The 13,801-nt window shown below is 71.4% G+C and carries 14 protein-coding genes and 1 pseudogene; 8 read left to right on the top strand and 7 right to left on the bottom strand.

Translation table 11 applies throughout. The annotated features are described in order from the left end of the window. Positions 1–117: 117 nt before the first annotated feature. Together NMN56_RS01360 and NMN56_RS01355 are read right to left on the bottom strand one after the other, a co-directional pair. Complete coding sequence (locus NMN56_RS01360; RefSeq protein ID WP_274039711.1) at positions 118–984, bottom strand: NAD(P)-dependent oxidoreductase; 867 nt, start codon at positions 982–984, stop codon at positions 118–120. A 73-nt stretch (positions 985–1,057) separates the two neighbouring features. Further along, positions 1,058–1,552, bottom strand: coding sequence for a DUF3145 domain-containing protein (locus NMN56_RS01355; protein WP_274039712.1), 495 nt, complete (start codon positions 1,550–1,552; stop codon positions 1,058–1,060). Positions 1,553–1,848: 296 nt separating this feature from the next. Between NMN56_RS01355 and NMN56_RS01350 the strand changes: the two genes are divergently transcribed. From NMN56_RS01350 to NMN56_RS01335, 4 genes and pseudogenes are all read left to right on the top strand, one after another. Next, entirely contained in the window at positions 1,849–2,817 is a 969-nt protein-coding gene (locus NMN56_RS01350; protein ID WP_274039713.1) for an SGNH/GDSL hydrolase family protein, read from the top strand. Positions 2,818–3,007: 190 nt separating this feature from the next. Further along, a complete protein-coding gene (locus NMN56_RS01345) occupies positions 3,008–3,973 on the top strand; it encodes a zinc-dependent alcohol dehydrogenase (protein WP_274039988.1) in 966 nt (321 codons plus the stop codon). Between the two features lie 183 nt (positions 3,974–4,156). Then, a complete protein-coding gene (locus tag NMN56_RS01340) occupies positions 4,157–4,630 on the top strand; it encodes a protein kinase family protein (protein ID WP_280842633.1) in 474 nt (157 codons plus the stop codon). Then, a pseudogene (locus tag NMN56_RS01335) lies at positions 4,543–5,058 on the top strand (outer membrane protein assembly factor BamB family protein); the annotation flags it as partial. The gene NMN56_RS01340 and the pseudogene NMN56_RS01335, both read left to right, overlap by 88 nt. 348 nt (positions 5,059–5,406) lie before the next feature. Here NMN56_RS01335 and NMN56_RS01330 read toward each other — a convergent pair. Both NMN56_RS01330 and NMN56_RS01325 read right to left on the bottom strand, forming a co-directional pair. Next, positions 5,407–5,835 (bottom strand): organic hydroperoxide resistance protein, encoded by a 429-nt coding sequence (locus tag NMN56_RS01330; RefSeq protein ID WP_274039989.1) that lies wholly within the window; start codon positions 5,833–5,835, stop codon positions 5,407–5,409. Between the two features lie 265 nt (positions 5,836–6,100). Next, positions 6,101–7,150 (bottom strand): NADP-dependent oxidoreductase, encoded by a 1,050-nt coding sequence (locus tag NMN56_RS01325; RefSeq protein ID WP_274039715.1) that lies wholly within the window; start codon positions 7,148–7,150, stop codon positions 6,101–6,103. 88 nt (positions 7,151–7,238) lie between these two features. On the opposite strand from NMN56_RS01325, the gene NMN56_RS01320 reads away from it, so the two are divergent. Next, complete coding sequence (locus NMN56_RS01320) at positions 7,239–7,706, top strand: MarR family winged helix-turn-helix transcriptional regulator (RefSeq protein WP_274039716.1); 468 nt, start codon at positions 7,239–7,241, stop codon at positions 7,704–7,706. A gap of 301 nt (positions 7,707–8,007) precedes the next feature. Here NMN56_RS01320 and NMN56_RS01315 read toward each other — a convergent pair whose 3' ends face one another. Then, a complete protein-coding gene (locus NMN56_RS01315; protein WP_280842614.1) occupies positions 8,008–8,670 on the bottom strand; it encodes a TetR/AcrR family transcriptional regulator in 663 nt (220 codons plus the stop codon). Positions 8,671–8,831: 161 nt separating this feature from the next. Between NMN56_RS01315 and NMN56_RS01310 the strand changes: the two genes are divergently transcribed. Beyond that, on the top strand, positions 8,832–9,224 hold the full coding sequence (locus NMN56_RS01310; RefSeq protein WP_274039718.1) for a cupin domain-containing protein: 393 nt from the start codon (positions 8,832–8,834) through the stop codon (positions 9,222–9,224). 121 nt (positions 9,225–9,345) lie between these two features. Here NMN56_RS01310 and NMN56_RS01305 read toward each other — a convergent pair whose 3' ends face one another. After that, complete coding sequence (locus NMN56_RS01305; protein ID WP_274039719.1) at positions 9,346–10,569, bottom strand: PucR-like N-terminal domain-containing protein; 1,224 nt, start codon at positions 10,567–10,569, stop codon at positions 9,346–9,348. Between the two features lie 3 nt (positions 10,570–10,572). Further along, on the bottom strand, positions 10,573–10,923 hold the full coding sequence (locus NMN56_RS01300; RefSeq protein ID WP_274040015.1) for a hypothetical protein: 351 nt from the start codon (positions 10,921–10,923) through the stop codon (positions 10,573–10,575). A 309-nt stretch (positions 10,924–11,232) separates the two neighbouring features. Between NMN56_RS01300 and pgfA the strand changes: the two genes are divergently transcribed. Next, complete coding sequence (gene pgfA, locus NMN56_RS01295) at positions 11,233–12,210, top strand: cell envelope lipid trafficking protein PgfA (protein WP_274039720.1); 978 nt, start codon at positions 11,233–11,235, stop codon at positions 12,208–12,210. Positions 12,211–12,565: 355 nt separating this feature from the next. Further along, positions 12,566–13,798, top strand: coding sequence for a glycosyltransferase family 4 protein (locus NMN56_RS01290; RefSeq protein ID WP_274039721.1), 1,233 nt, complete (start codon positions 12,566–12,568; stop codon positions 13,796–13,798). Positions 13,799–13,801 lie beyond the last annotated feature (3 nt).

Genomic DNA, 13,801 nt, shown 5'->3' with positions numbered 1-13,801 from the left:
GCATGAGTAAGGGGCGGTCTCCCTGGGAGACCGCCCCTTACTCATGCGGCCCGGGAGCGCGCTTACGGCCCGGGAGCACGCGTGCGGCCGGGGGCCCGCAGCGTGGCGGCGGTCTTCTCAGTCGAAGCTGGCGAAGTAGCTGGCCACCGCGTCCTCCGCGCCGTGCCCCTGCGCCTCGGCACGCCGCATCCGTTCGACGGCAGCGGGGGTGAGGTCCAGCCGCACTCCCGCCCGGCCGGCTGCCGCGCTGATCAGTTCGGCGTCCTTGCGTGCCCCTGAGAGCGCGAAGCTCGCCCCGTAGTCGTCGGTCAGGATCTGTTCCGCCTTGGCCCGCAGGTACGGCAGATCCAGCGGGCCACCGTCGACGGCGCTGAGGAAGTCCCGCGGGTCGACACCGAGTCCCCTGGCGAGCGCGAGGGTCTCCGCCGTGCCGTTGATGACGGTGAGCACCCAGTTGTTGAACACCAGCTTGGAGCGGCTGGCCCCGCCCGGCTCGGCACCGGCCGGGAGGATCCTGGACCCGATCGCCCCGAAGACCGGGGCCGCGCTCTCCTGTGCGTCCTCGGGGCCCGAGACCAGCACCGTGAGCTTGCCCGCCTCGGCCGGGGCCTTGGTGCCGAGTACGGGTGAGTCGAGGAACCGCAGCCCGTGCTCGCGCGCGAACTCCTCCAGCGGGGGCAGCCCTTCGGGTCCGACGGTGCTGGCCTGTGCCCACACCGTTCCGGCGCCGAGCCCGGGTGCGGCGGCGCGCATGGCCTCCAGCACGGAGGGGCCGTCGTAGAGGACGGTGAGCACGACGTCCGCTCCGCGTACGGCGTCGGCCGCTTCCTGTGTGACATCGACACCGTCGGCCGTGAGCGGCTCGGCCTTGGCGCGGGTGCGGTTCCAGGCCCGGACGCGCAGTCCGGCGTGCGCGAGGTTGCGTGCCATGGCGGCGCCCATGGTCCCGGTGCCCAGGACGGCTACTGAGGTGGGGTCAGACATGCGCGCACACTAGGACCTGGAGTGCGCTCCAGGACAGGATCCGGGCCGTGTCACCACGCTCGCCGGCGCCGGGTCACACCACTTGGTGCAGCCAGCGGACCGGGGCGCCCTCTCCGGCGTAGCGGAAGGGTTCGAGTTCGTCGTCCCAGGGCTTCCCGAGCAGCTTGGACAGCTCTTCCTGGAGGTCGCTCTCGCCGCGTGCCGAGCGTGCGAGCGCGGCGCGCAGCCGGTCCTCGGGGATGAGGATGTCGCCGTGCATCCCGGTCACCGCGTGGAAGATGCCGAGCTCGGGGGTGGAGCTGTAGCGCTCGCCCTCCGCGGTGGGGCAGGGCTCGGCGGTCACCTCGAAGCGCAGCAGGTGCCAGCCGCGCAGCGCCGAGGCGAGTTTGGACGCGGTCCCGGGATCGCCCTGCCAGGAGAACTCGGCACGCCAGGTGCCGGGCGAGGCGGGCTGTCTGATCCAGTCGAGACCGACGCGGGCCCCCAGCACCCCCGCGACGGCCCATTCGACGTGCGGGCACAGGGCGCGGGGCGCCGAGTGGACGTACAGAACTCCACGTGTCGTCACCGGGACCTCCAGTGCGGTCCGAGGGCCGCGGCGTGAGCGACCTCGATCACCTACCGGTCACGCGCCGGTTCAGCGCCTGACATTTTTCACCACCGGTCACTTCCCTACCAGCTCCCGAGGTTACGAATAGTAAACACCACTGCACGCAATTCTCCCCGAAAGGGACAGGAAGTGACGCGAGGTAATATTTACCAGTCGCCGTGCGCCCCCCGTCATCTGCCATGCACAAGCTATCGCGAGGGGGCACAAGGTGAGTGACGTACCGTCGGACGGGGACCAGCGAAACAGGGGGTCGCATGACGGACAGCCACCACACCGGAAGTGACCGCTCAGAGCGTCCCCACAACTCCGGCGGCGTACGCGCGCGCACGGTCACGATCTGCGCGTTCGCCGTGATGCTCGTCACCGGTCTGGTGCTCGCCGTGGCCTGCGGCGACCCCTCGGGCGGCGGCAGCGGCAGCGGCGCACAGCACGGTGAGTCCTCCACGAAGCCGCGTGCGAAGTCCGAGCCGAAGCGGATCTGGGACCGCAGTCCCGACTCGCTGGCCGCGGTCGGTGACTCCATCACCCGCGGTTTCGACGCCTGTTCGGTGTTCGCCGACTGCACCGAGGTGTCCTGGGCCACCGGCTCGGAGGCCGGGGTCGACAGCCTCGCGCGGCGCCTGCTGGACGATCCCAAGTCCAAGAGCTGGAACTACGCGGTCAGCGGCGCCGTCATCGCCGACCTTCCCCAGCAGATGCGCAAGGCCGCGGCCGTCGATCCCGACATGGTCACCGTCATGAGTGGCGCGAACGACGCCTGCCGCCCCACCGTGGGACAGATGACGCCCGTCGAGGAGTTCCGCAGCAGCTTCCGCGAGGCCCTGCGCGTGCTGCGTACGGAACAGCCGGGGACGCAGGTGTACGTCTCCAGCGTGCCCGACCTCAAACGGCTCTGGCAGCAGGGCAAGAAGAGCGCCATAGGACAGCGGGTGTGGAGCCTGGGCATCTGCCAGTCGATGCTCAAGGACCCCGGCGCGAAGGACCCGGCGTCCCAGGAGCGGCGGCAGAGCGTCTACGACCGGGTGGTCGCGTACAACAGCGTGCTGAAGCAGGAGTGCGCCAAGGATCTGCGCTGCCGGTACGACAACGGCGCGGTCTTCCAGTACCGCTTCACCGGCAAGGAACTGAGCAACTGGGACTGGTTCCACCCCAGCAGGGCCGGTCAGCGCAGCCTCGCCGAGCTGGCGCACCGGCAGATCGTCGCGCGGCGGCCCGCGGGGTAGCCCGAGCAGCCCGCAGGCCCGCAAGGTGGACGGGCGGGGCGCACGGAGGGAGAACCAGCAAGTGACCAGGATCTCGCATCCGTCCGGCACACCGCACACGGGAGCCGGTCCACCACACACGGGGGCGGGAGAGCCGCACGGGGGAGGCAACGTCCGGGCCGTCGTCGTCGACCGGCCGGGGCACCACAGGATCATCAGCGGGCCCCGGCCCGCACCCGGTCCCGGCGAGGCGCGGATCGCCGTGCACGCGGCGGGGATCTGCGCGAGCGACCGCGAGCTGTACGAGGGCACACGGCAGCGCGATTACGTCCGCTATCCGGTCACGCCAGGACATGAGTGGTCCGGAACGGTCGATGCGGTCGGCGAGGGTGTGGACCCGGCGCTGACCGGGCGCAAGACCGTCGGCGAGGGGTTCCGCTCCTGCCTGCGCTGCGAACGCTGCCGGGAGGGCGCCACCAGCCTGTGCCTCAGCGGCTACGAGGAGACGGGCTTCACCCAGCCCGGCGCTTTCGCCGACTCGCTTGTGCTGCCCGCGCGGCTGCTCCACCCGCTGCCCGACGGCGCCGATCTGCACGCCGCCGCGTTGCTGGAGCCCGCTGCCGTCGCGGCGGCGGCCGTACTGGCGGGCCGCGCCAGGCCGGGCGACCGGGTCGCCGTTGTGGGTGCCGGCACGCTCGGGCTGCTCGCCGTGCAGTTGCTGGCCGCGTCGACACCGGGCGCGCTGCTCGCCGTCGACCCGCGTACGCACCATGCGGAGAAGGCGCTCGGGATGGGCGCGAGCGCGGCGTGTTCCCCGGACGAGGCCGTCGGTGAACGGGGCGGCTATGACGTCGTCCTGGAGACGGCGGGGGCGCCCAGTACCGCCAACGACGCCTGTCTGCTGGCCCGCCGGGGCGGGCGGGTCGTCCTCGTGGGCGACTTCGGGTCCGGCGCCGACGGCGTCGATCCCGCACATCTGGTGTGCGCCCAGCTGACCGTGCGGGCGGTCTTCGGTGCGCCGCCCGCCGCGTGGTCGTACGCCGTACGCGCCTTCACCGGCGGGCTGTTCGACCCCGGGGCGCTGATCACGCACGAGTTCCCCCTCGACCACTTCGGGGAGGCACTGGCCACGGTGCGGGACCAACAGGGCGCGGGCAAGGTGCTGTTGCTCCCGTGACGGCCGTACGACGGGGCCGAGTCGGCCCGGTCCGCGCGGGGTTGGCTCGTACGGCTGTGCAAAAATGCTGCACGCCGCAACGGTCGAGGGGAACGGGGGCGCACGGTGCTGGGCAGTCTGCGGGAGACATCACCTCGGCAGGTCGGCCCCTACGAGACGCTCGCCAGGCTCGGCGCCGGAGGCATGGGAGAGGTCTTTCTCGCCCGTACGCCGGGGGACACGGCACTGGACGGGCTCGTCGCCGTCAAGACCGTACGCCGTGACCTGGCGCGCAGCGACGAGTTCCGGGCGCGCTTCCGGCGCGAGATCTCCCTGGCACGCTCCGTCGAAGGCCCTCATCTCGCGCGGCTCACGGGCGGCGAAGCGGACGGTACGCCTCCCTGGCTGGCGACCGAGTACATCGCGGGGCCCACGCTGACCCAGGCCGTACGGCGCAGCGGGCCGGGCCCGGCGGAGCCGGAGACGGCGGCGGGGGCGAGGACGGCGGGGTGCGGGGTGGTCACGGTGCCGTGGTGTCGGCCACCGGCACTCCCCCGGGTACGGGAAACTTCGGCAAGCAGGCCACCGCCGTGGACGCACGGCCCGAGGGCTGGTCACCGTGGCGTGCCAGGATCCCCCGCGGGACGGGCGACTGCGCCCTGCGCACCCCGCTGCTGATCTGCGGACGCGTCAACGGTCAGACCGTGGCGCTGCGTGCCGCCAGTGGCAAGAAGGCGTGGAGTCTGCCCCGGGTGGACTCCCCGGTGAACGGCATCCCCACCACACCGGTGATCGCCGGTGACACGACCTATGTGCCCGCTGCCTCGTCGGTGCGGGCGGTCGGCACCGACTCAGGCGACCCGCTGTGGGACGTGAAGGCGCCGAAGGGGACGGTGGCCCTCACCGCGCAGGCCGGGGACGAGGTGCTGGTCAGCGCCTTCCAGGGCATGCAGCCTGGCGAGGCGACCGTACTGTGCGCCGTCAGCACGCGCGGGGCACACAAGAAGCTGTGGGAGATGCGGGTGAAGGCCCAGTCGCTCCAACTCCTGCTGCGGCGGGGCGTGTTGTACGTGCACACCGACGAACGCGTCCTGGCCCTCGACGCGCGTACACGCGAACGCACCAGCTCCCTGGGCTCCACCTGCCGCCCTCTGGCCTTCCAGGGCGACGCGGCGTACTGCGCCTCCGACCGGGAGGGAGCCTCCGGCGTCGCGGTCCTGGACGCGCGTACGCTCGCGCACCGCAAGACGCTCGGAGAAGAGATCGACCAGCCGGGAACTCCGGCGGTCGGCAACGGTCACATGGTCGTGCGCGGCACCGACCCGACGGCCGGATACGACGTCCGCAGCGGCAGGCGGCTGTGGTCGGCCGGTACGGGCGAGGAGGAGGACGGGAGCGCTGCACCGCTGCCCTCCGGGGCGCCGCCCACGCTGCGGCGCCCCGGAGGTACGGGGTCAGGCGACCTGCAGCGTGACCTCGATGTTCCCGCGTGTGGCGTTCGAGTACGGGCAGACCTGGTGGGCCTTCTCCAGAAGGTCCTTGGCCGTGGCCGCGTCGACGTTCGGGATCTGCGCCTTCAGCGCGACGGTGAGCCCGAAGCCGCCCTCGGGAGTGCTGCCGATACCGACCTCGGCGGTGACCGTCGAGCCGGAGATGTCGGCGCCTTCCTTACGGGCGACGACACCGAGCGCTCCCTGGAAGCAGGCGCTGTAGCCCGCCGCGAAGAGCTGCTCGGGGTTGGTGCCCGCGCCGCTGCCGCCCATTGCCTTGGGCGGGTTGACGACCACATCGAGCTGACCGTCGTCGCTGGCGACACGGCCGTCCCGGCCGTTCTCCGCTGTGGCGACGGCGGTGTACTTGACGTCGATGGGCTGGATTGCCATGTGTCCTCCTGTTGGTGGCGCGACCGGCGGGACTCGCGCCCAGGCCCCTCCGGTCCGGAGTCCAGCGTATGCGGTGCCCGGCGGCAGGCCGACGCCTGATCAACCCCGCACCGGACAAACCATGCGAGGGGCGCCGAATTCCCCACCGTCGGCGGGAACTTACGACGGGAACTTACGGGGCGGACAGGGCCTACCGGGCCTACTGGGCTTGCTCAGGCTCGCGGCGCTCACGCGGTCGGCCTTCTCCGGCCGCCGCCGCTCCGCTTCACTCTCCGAGGCTGACGATCATCTTGCCGGTGTTCTCTCCCTTGAGCATGCCGAGGAAAGCGTCCACCGCGTTCTCGATGCCCTCGACGACCGTCTCGTCGTACTTCAGCTCGCCGGAGCGCACCCAGGCGGAGACCTCCTCGACGAACTGCGGCTGGAGCGCCTTGTGGTCGGCCACGAGCATGCCCTGGAGCCGCAGGCGCTTGCCGATGAGCAGCGCGAGGTTGCGCGGTGCCGGGGTCGGCTCGGTGACGTTGTACTGCGAGATCATGCCGCAGATGGTGGCCCTGCCGTGGAGGTTGAACGAGTTGATCGCGGCTTCCAGGTGCTCGCCGCCGACGTTGTCGAAGTACACGTCGATCCCGTCCGGCGCCGCCTCCTTGAGCTGCTCGGCGACGGGTCCGTCCTTGTAGTTGAACGCCGCGTCGAAGCCGTACTCCTCCTTCAGCACGCGGATCTTCTCGGGGGAACCCGCGCTGCCGATGACGCGGGAGGCGCCCTTGAGCTTGGCGAGCTGGCCGACCTGGCTGCCGACGGCGCCCGCGGCGCCGGAGACGAAGACGGCGTCGCCCTCCTTGAAGGAGGCCACCTCGAACAGCCCGGCGTAGGCGGTCAGTCCGGTCATGCCGAGCACGCTGAGGTAGGCGGAGAGCGGGGCGGCGTCGGGCGAGACCTTGGTGGCCTGCCGCGCGTCGAGCGTGGCGATCTCCCGCCAGCCGAGGCCGTGCAGTACGTGGTCACCGGGCGCGAAGCCGTCGGCCTCGGAAGCGAGCACCACGCCCACGGCGCCGCCGTCCATCGGCTCGTTCAGCTTGAAGGGCGGCGTGTACGACTTCACGTCGTTCATCCTGCCGCGCATGTACGGGTCGACGGACAGGTGGATGTTCCGGACCGTGATCTGCCCCTCGGCGGGTGCGGCGACCGGCTCCTCACGCAAGGCGAAATCGTCGGGCGTCGGCCATCCCTGCGGCCGTGCGGTCAGGTGCCACGAACGGCCCGTCGCCGGGAGCTGGGACGCGTCGGATTCAGGGGATACGGGTGGGGTCACAGCGCTGCCTCCAGAAGTGTTTCAGGTTCTTAAACAACTGTGCACTTCGATATTTCATGTTGTCAAGCATTGGAGTACCCTGGTTCGCATGGCAGCAGAGTCCCGCACCACCCACGCGCTCACACCCGATCCGCTCACACGCGAGGTCGTCGACCTGTTCGGCACGGTCGTCGCACGCTTCCACGAGGAGTACGAACTGGCCGCCTCCGAGCACCAGTTGACCGGTGCGCAAGCCCGCGTCCTGGCCCTGCTCGCCCGGGAGCCCACCCCCATGCGTCAAGTGGCACGCCAGCTCAAGTGCGAGCCGTCCAACGTCACGGGCATAGTCGACCGGCTGGAGTCGCGCGGGCTCGTGGAGCGCCGCGCCGACCCCGCCGACCGCCGGGTGAAGGTGGCCGCCGCCACCGAGCAGGGCCGCACGACGGCGGCCCAGTTGCGCGGTGGTCTCGACTTCGCCGGGGCACCGCTCGCCGAACTGACCCCCGCCGAGCGGACCCTGCTGCGCGACCTGCTCCGCCGGATGCTGGGCGACGACGCCGTGACGGAGACGCCCTGACCCTTGCGCGTCCCGCACCGACGCGGGCCCGCCGACACCGCGAGAGTTCAAGATCGCGGACCCGCCAACACCGCGAGAACGCGAAACCGCGCGCCCGCCAACACCGCGAGAGCGCAAGATCGCGCACCCGCCAACACCGCGAAACCGCGCGCTCACCACACCGCGAGAGCGCAAGAAGGGGAGACCGAGAGACCGGGAAACCGCGAAGCCGCAAGAGCACAAGACCGCAACAGCGCGAAACCGCCACCCCCGAGCCCCGCGGAACAGCGTGACCCACGCGCGCCCCTCGGCCCGCCTGCCGTCAGCCCTCCCGGCCGCCCCCGGGCCTGGCGTCCGCCGCGAGCCCGGCGATCAGCAGGTCGAGTCCGGCGCGGAACTCCCCCGTCCTGTCGCCCTCGACCGAGGCCGTGGCGATCTCGACCACGCGGGGAAAGCGCTCGGGGTCGAGGGTGCGGGCGCGTGCGATCACAGCGGAGGCGGACTCGCCTCCTGGCGAGATCAGCGCGCGCCCGGCGGCGCCCTGGGTGAAGCCGACGATGAAGCCGGACACCAGCCGGAAGGCGACCAATAGTTCGCGCCCCGACCTGCCGCTGCGCGCGAGCGCCTCCAGCATGCGTTCGCCGAAGTCGAGGATCGGCTCGTCGACGGTGCGCCGCTCCGCGATCAGCGGGATGACGTGCGGGTGGGAGCGGATCGTGCGCCAGAAGACCTCGGCGAGCTTCCGCACGTCGTCCCGCCAGTCCCCGGAACCCGTCTCGGGCCAGTCCGCGCCCTCCAACACCGCCTCGACCACGAGGAGTTCGAGCCCCTCCCGCCCGTCGACGTAGTTGTAGAGCGTCATCGGGCCCGTGCCCAGCTCCGCGGCGAGGGTGCGCATGGAGAGCGCCTCCAGGCCGCGCGTGTCGGTGAGCCGCAGGGCCGCCGCGGCGACCTGCTCCCTGCTGAACTTCTTCGGTGCTGCCACCGCGCGCCTTCCCCTCGCTCCGCCGCCGCTCTCCGACTCCCGCAGCCTCCCGCCGGCACCGGTACGGCTCTCTTCCGCCACCGGGAGAGCCTTGACCACGTACGGCGTACGTGTTGCACTGACTTCCAGTTCACGTACACCGTACTTGATGGGAGCCGGCCATGACCGCCGTAGACATGTACACCTCGATGTTCCGGCTGGGCGAGGACGGCGCCGTCCTCGCCCAGGAGCGCCGGACGACGCCTGACCTGGAGGGTTGGACGATGATGACCCTGCACGTCGAACGGGACGAGGACGCGCACCCCGAGGTGTGGGAGCAGCACACCCAGGGCGATGAGGTCACCTGCGTGCTGAGCGGAGGCGTGCGGGTCTATCTCCGCGACGAGGCCGACCCGCGGGACCCCGAAGGAGAGCTGGTCGCCCACCTCGGGCCCGGGTCCGCCTATGTCGTTCCGCGCGGGCGCTGGCACCGCCTGGAGCTGGACGGTCCCAGCGACATCATGGCCTTCACCCGCGTCAGCGGCACCCAGCTGGAGCGGCGTACCGGCTGGTGACCTCGCACACCGACGGCGAACCCGCGCGGACCCGCGGAGTCGCACGGAGCCGCGTGGACCGGCGCGTGACGGCCGCCCGGAGCCGCCGGAGCCGACAGGGGGCGGCCAACGGGGCGGGTTCCTAGCCCAGTTCGCCGCGCAGCCGCATCGAGCGGAGGACCAGTTCCAGTTCGAAGCGGCTGTCCGCGTCGTCGATGTCGTCGCCCCACAGCTCGCGGATCTGCCGCAGCCGGTAGCGCACCGTCTGCGGGTGCACGCCCAGGCGTCCCGCGACCTCGGGGGCTCCGCCCCTGGTCTCCAGCCAGGCCAGCAGCGTCTCGGCGAGGCGGCGGCTGTGGGTGGGGCCGCACGCCTCCAGGGGTGCGAGCCTGCGCCGGGTCAGGCCGGCGATCAGCTCCTCGGGCGGCAGCAGCACGAGTGCCTCGGTGTGCTCGGTGCAGTAGAGCAGTTCGCCGCCCGGCAGCAGGCCGCGTTCCATGAGGCCGACGGCCGCCTGTGCCCAGCGCAGCGACTTGATCGCCTCGGCCAGCGGCACGGGCGGTCCCACGGCGCCCGACCAGCCGGCCGTCGACCGCCTCAACAGTTCGATACGGCCCGGTGATTCGGGTTCGGGAACGACCAGCCTGGGCTGCTCGCAGTCCATGTCGAGCAGCACCTCGTCACCGACGGCCGGAGGTACGGCCGAGCGCGCGGGCCGCACCAGCACGGCGACGGAGACGGTACGCGGCACCCGCCAGCCGATCCGGGCCGCGCGGTCGGCGAGCAGGTCGGAGGGGTCGCCGGGGCCGCGGTGATGGTGGTGCTCGGAGAGCATCAGGTCGAGCAGCCTGCGCTGGAGGCGCAGCCGTTCCCCCGCCTGCCGGGCCGCGGCCTCCGCGTAGCCGCGCACGGACTCGGCGACGAGCCCGTCGAGGTACTGGAAACCGGACTCGGCCAGCTCGTACATCGCGGGCGGCGGGATCTCCATGGCCGTGCCGATCTCGGCGAGCCTGCGCCAGGCGAGGCGGATCCCGAGCCGGTAGATGGCCTGGAGCGAGTCGAGGCTGCGGCCCTGGAGCACCTCTCCGCGGCCGAACTCCTGGAAGACCTGCGGGGGTACGTGCGGGGCCTCCAGGCCCGTGGCGAGGTGTTCGACGAAGTGTTCCAGCGCGCGCCGGATGCCGATGAGGGCCATGGGCTCGCCCGAGTCGTCGTGCACCAGCGGCAGCGCGGGGTACTCGCGCCGTATGGCCCCGAGGATGTCCTGTGCGAGCACCGGCACCTCGGCCAGTGCCCGCTCGGCGAACTGCCGTACGCGCAGGGGAGGTACGTCCTGCCAGGCGGAGCGGGCAGGTGCTGCCTTCACGGGTCAGTCTCCCGGTGCTGCGGAGGCCGAGGGCTCTCCGCTCTGCTCCGAGCCCGGCGAGTTGCCGGACGAAGCCCCTGGTGAGGCGGCATCCGAGCCGCCCGGTTCGGCCTCGTCCGCGCTGCTTCGCGAGGCATCGGGAGAGGGCTTCTCCGAGCCGCCGGGCGAGGCGGAGGGCGACGGGCTGGTCCCGTCGAGGCCCGGGACCTCGTCGGGCGACGAATGGAAGTGCACGAGTGGCACGTTGGGCTGTTCCGGGGTCGCGTTGAGTACCGCGACCAGGCCGATACCCGCTCCGACGGCAAGGCCGGCGGCGACCACGCAGGTGAGCGCTGCGGCGAGGAGTCTGTGCATGCGGAGGCGAACCTCTCTTCTTCGGTGCCATGATGGCCGAGAGAGCCGTGATCGCACGCGACGGCTCGGCGCGAAGGCCCCGCCCCAGGAGCCAACCCCTCTGCGTTGCTGAGTGTCGGTAAGCATTGACGCCGTGTCAAGGGACGGCCTACGGTTTCCGGCCCATACGGACCCTCCAGACGAACTGCCGTTCTCTCACGGCCCTTTATGGGCCTTCACCGCACGTGCACTTCCCCGTCGCAGCGCCGTACCTGTCCCCGGGAAACCACCTCCTGACGCAGGTCAAGACCACCCTCGGAGTGCCCCGCCATGCGCCGTACCGCCTCGCCCCTCGCCCTGATCCTGCTGGGCCTGGGTGTCTTCCTGATCGTGCTCGCGCCGATGCTCGTCTGGTACGTCGAACCACAGGCAAAGCGCACGCCCATCGACGTGAACATCACCTCGGTCTTCAAGGGCAAGGGCAAGTACTTCGACCAGCAGGAGCTGAAGACCAAGAGCGATCAGAAGCTCACGGTCACGCGCCGGGTCCTCGGCGACGTAGCGGCCAGCGAGAAGACCGGGCACGCCGTCTGGGACGTGTCGCAGACCATCGACAACCCCAAGACGAGCAAGCTCGACGATCCGCGCAAGTCCTTCCAGTGGACGACGGAGCGCCTGGTCACCGACCGCGAGACCAACAAGCCCGTCGACTGCTGCAAGTTGCGGCCCAAGGACATCAGCGGTGAGGCGTACCTGAAGTGGCCGTTCGACGTCGAGAAGCGCGACTACATCTGGTGGGACAGCACGCTGGGCGGCACCGTTCCGCTCAGGTACAAGGGCGAGGTGAAGGTCAAGGGCCATGAGGGGCTGCGCTTCAGCGGCACCGTCGGGCCCACACGCGCGGGTACCCGGCAGGTGCCCGGCGTCCTGGTGGACAGGCCCAGGAGCGGCCAGGTCAACGCCGAGGAGTGGTACTCGAATTCGGGCCTGGACTTCGTCGTGGACGAGGCGACGGGCCGCATCCTGTACGCGGCGACGGGCCCGAAGATGGTGCTCAGGGCGCCCGGCGGCAAGACCGACAAGGTGACGCTGCTGCAGAGCGACAAGCTCGCGTTCACGTCCAGGACACAGCAGGAGGCCGTGGACCTCGCCAAGGACGACAACGGCATGCTCACGCTGGTCGGAACGGCGCCCGTCGCGACCCTGAGCGCCGGAGCCCTGTGCGCGATCGCCGGGGCGGTCCTCGTCATCAGGGGCCGCCGCCCCACTCCGCCGCCCGCGGCGCCGGGGCAGCCGGCCGCGGTCTGAGGCGCCGTCGCGGTGGCCTACGGACGCGGGGCGGCGGGTGCGCGCGGATGAGCCGGCGGGGCTTGACCCGGGCAACTGCGCATGCCATCGCACGTGCCTTCCATGGCCAACAGGCCCCTGGGCGCCCATGAACACCTCACGGAGCGCGAAGTGATGAAGCATCAGTTCAATTACGGGCCAAAATTGTCACTCCGGTGAGTAGCCACCTGTGAACCCTGCGGCGAACACTGAGCCATCCAACGCGCACCACCCCGGCACCGCCCCCGCACAGCCTCTGCGCACCTCCCTCGCACCGCCTCCGCACCACAGCGCACCGGTCCATCGCTACCGCACCCTGAGACGAGTTGGAGCACGTATGCCCCAGCACGTACGACCCTCCCTGGTCCCCCCACACGGCACACACACCGCTTTCGCACCTGCCTCCCCCACCGGGCAGGACGTACCGCGCAGGCAGCGTGCGGCCGTTCCAGGATCCCCACGCCGCATCGTGTTCCTCGCGCGGCGTGATCTCGGCAACCCGGCCGCCGGAGGCTCCGAGCTTCTGGTCGACCGGATCGCCGAGGGGCTCACCGCACACGGACACCAGGTCACACTGCTCTGCGGCGGCCCGGCCGCCTACCGCGACTACCGCGTCGTATCGGCAGGCGGTGACGCGGGGCACTTCCTGCGTGCCCGCCGTACCTTCGCCCGTCAGATCGGAGACTGCGACCTGCTCGTCGAGGTCTGCAACGGCATGCCCTATCTCGCGCCCCTGTGGCACCGGGGGCCCACACTCTGCTTCGTCAACCATGTGCACACCGACCTGTGGGCCATGCGCTACCCGGCGCCGGCGGCGCGTCTGGGGCGCCGGCTCGAACACTGGGCGCTGGCACACAACCACCGCGGCAACCTCAAGGTCGCCGTCTCCGGGTCCACGGCGCAGGCCCTCACGGGGCTCGGCGTGCCGGCCGACGACATCCGCATCGTGCACAACGGCGTGGAGGACCCGGGACCGCTGCTGGCCAAGTCCCGCCAGCCGCTGTTCCTCGCCATGGGAAGGCTGGTCGAGTACAAGCGCGTCGACCTGCTGCTGCGCCTGTGGGAGCGGGTCAGGCCGGTCACGGGCGGGCGCCTGGTCATCGTCGGTGAAGGCCCAGAGAGGGCCGCGCTGGAGGCGATGGCGGGGCCTGACGTCACCTTCACAGGGCACATCAGCGAGGGCGAGAAGCACCAACTGCTCTGCCGCTCCTGGCTGTTGCTGCACCCCTCCCTCGTCGAGGGCTGGGGCCTGGTGGTGACGGAGGCCGCCGCGCGCGGCACCCCCGCGATCGGCTTCGACATACCCGGGCTGCGCGACTCCGTCGAGGACGGCGTCACCGGGCTGCTGGCCGGCGGCGAAAGCTCGTTCGCCGCGCACTGGTGCGCGCTCGCGCTGTCGGCCGGGCGCCGCGCGACGCTGGGCCGCGCGGCCGAACACAGGGCCGCCGCCTACCGCTGGGCGAACACGGTGAAGAGCTTCCGCGCGGTCGCCGCCGAGGCGTACGCTCGGGCTGCCTCCACGGCGGCATCCCCCCATGCGTCCCCCCAACCGATCCCTGTCGGGCGGTGATAG

The sequence above is a fragment of the Streptomyces iconiensis genome (assembly GCF_028657195.3).
Classification (GTDB): Bacteria; Actinomycetota; Actinomycetes; order Streptomycetales; family Streptomycetaceae; genus Streptomyces; species Streptomyces iconiensis.
The sequence above is the reverse complement of the archived record's forward strand: the minus strand, read 5'-3'. Positions and strand labels throughout refer to the sequence as shown.

Coding starts and splice junctions, on each gene's coding strand:
- NMN56_RS01360 (WP_274039711.1), bottom strand. CDS start 984: ATGTCTGACCCCACCTCAGTAGCCGTCCTGGGCACCGGGACCATGGGC.
- NMN56_RS01320 (WP_274039716.1), top strand. CDS start 7,239: ATGGCAGCAGAGTCCCGCACCACCCACGCGCTCACACCCGATCCGCTC.
- NMN56_RS01350 (WP_274039713.1), top strand. CDS start 1,849: ATGACGGACAGCCACCACACCGGAAGTGACCGCTCAGAGCGTCCCCAC.
- NMN56_RS01290 (WP_274039721.1), top strand. CDS start 12,566: ATGCCCCAGCACGTACGACCCTCCCTGGTCCCCCCACACGGCACACAC.
- pgfA (WP_274039720.1), top strand. CDS start 11,233: ATGCGCCGTACCGCCTCGCCCCTCGCCCTGATCCTGCTGGGCCTGGGT.
- NMN56_RS01340 (WP_280842633.1), top strand. CDS start 4,157: ATGGGAGAGGTCTTTCTCGCCCGTACGCCGGGGGACACGGCACTGGAC.
- NMN56_RS01310 (WP_274039718.1), top strand. CDS start 8,832: ATGACCGCCGTAGACATGTACACCTCGATGTTCCGGCTGGGCGAGGAC.
- NMN56_RS01330 (WP_274039989.1), bottom strand. CDS start 5,835: ATGGCAATCCAGCCCATCGACGTCAAGTACACCGCCGTCGCCACAGCG.
- NMN56_RS01300 (WP_274040015.1), bottom strand. CDS start 10,923: ATGCACAGACTCCTCGCCGCAGCGCTCACCTGCGTGGTCGCCGCCGGC.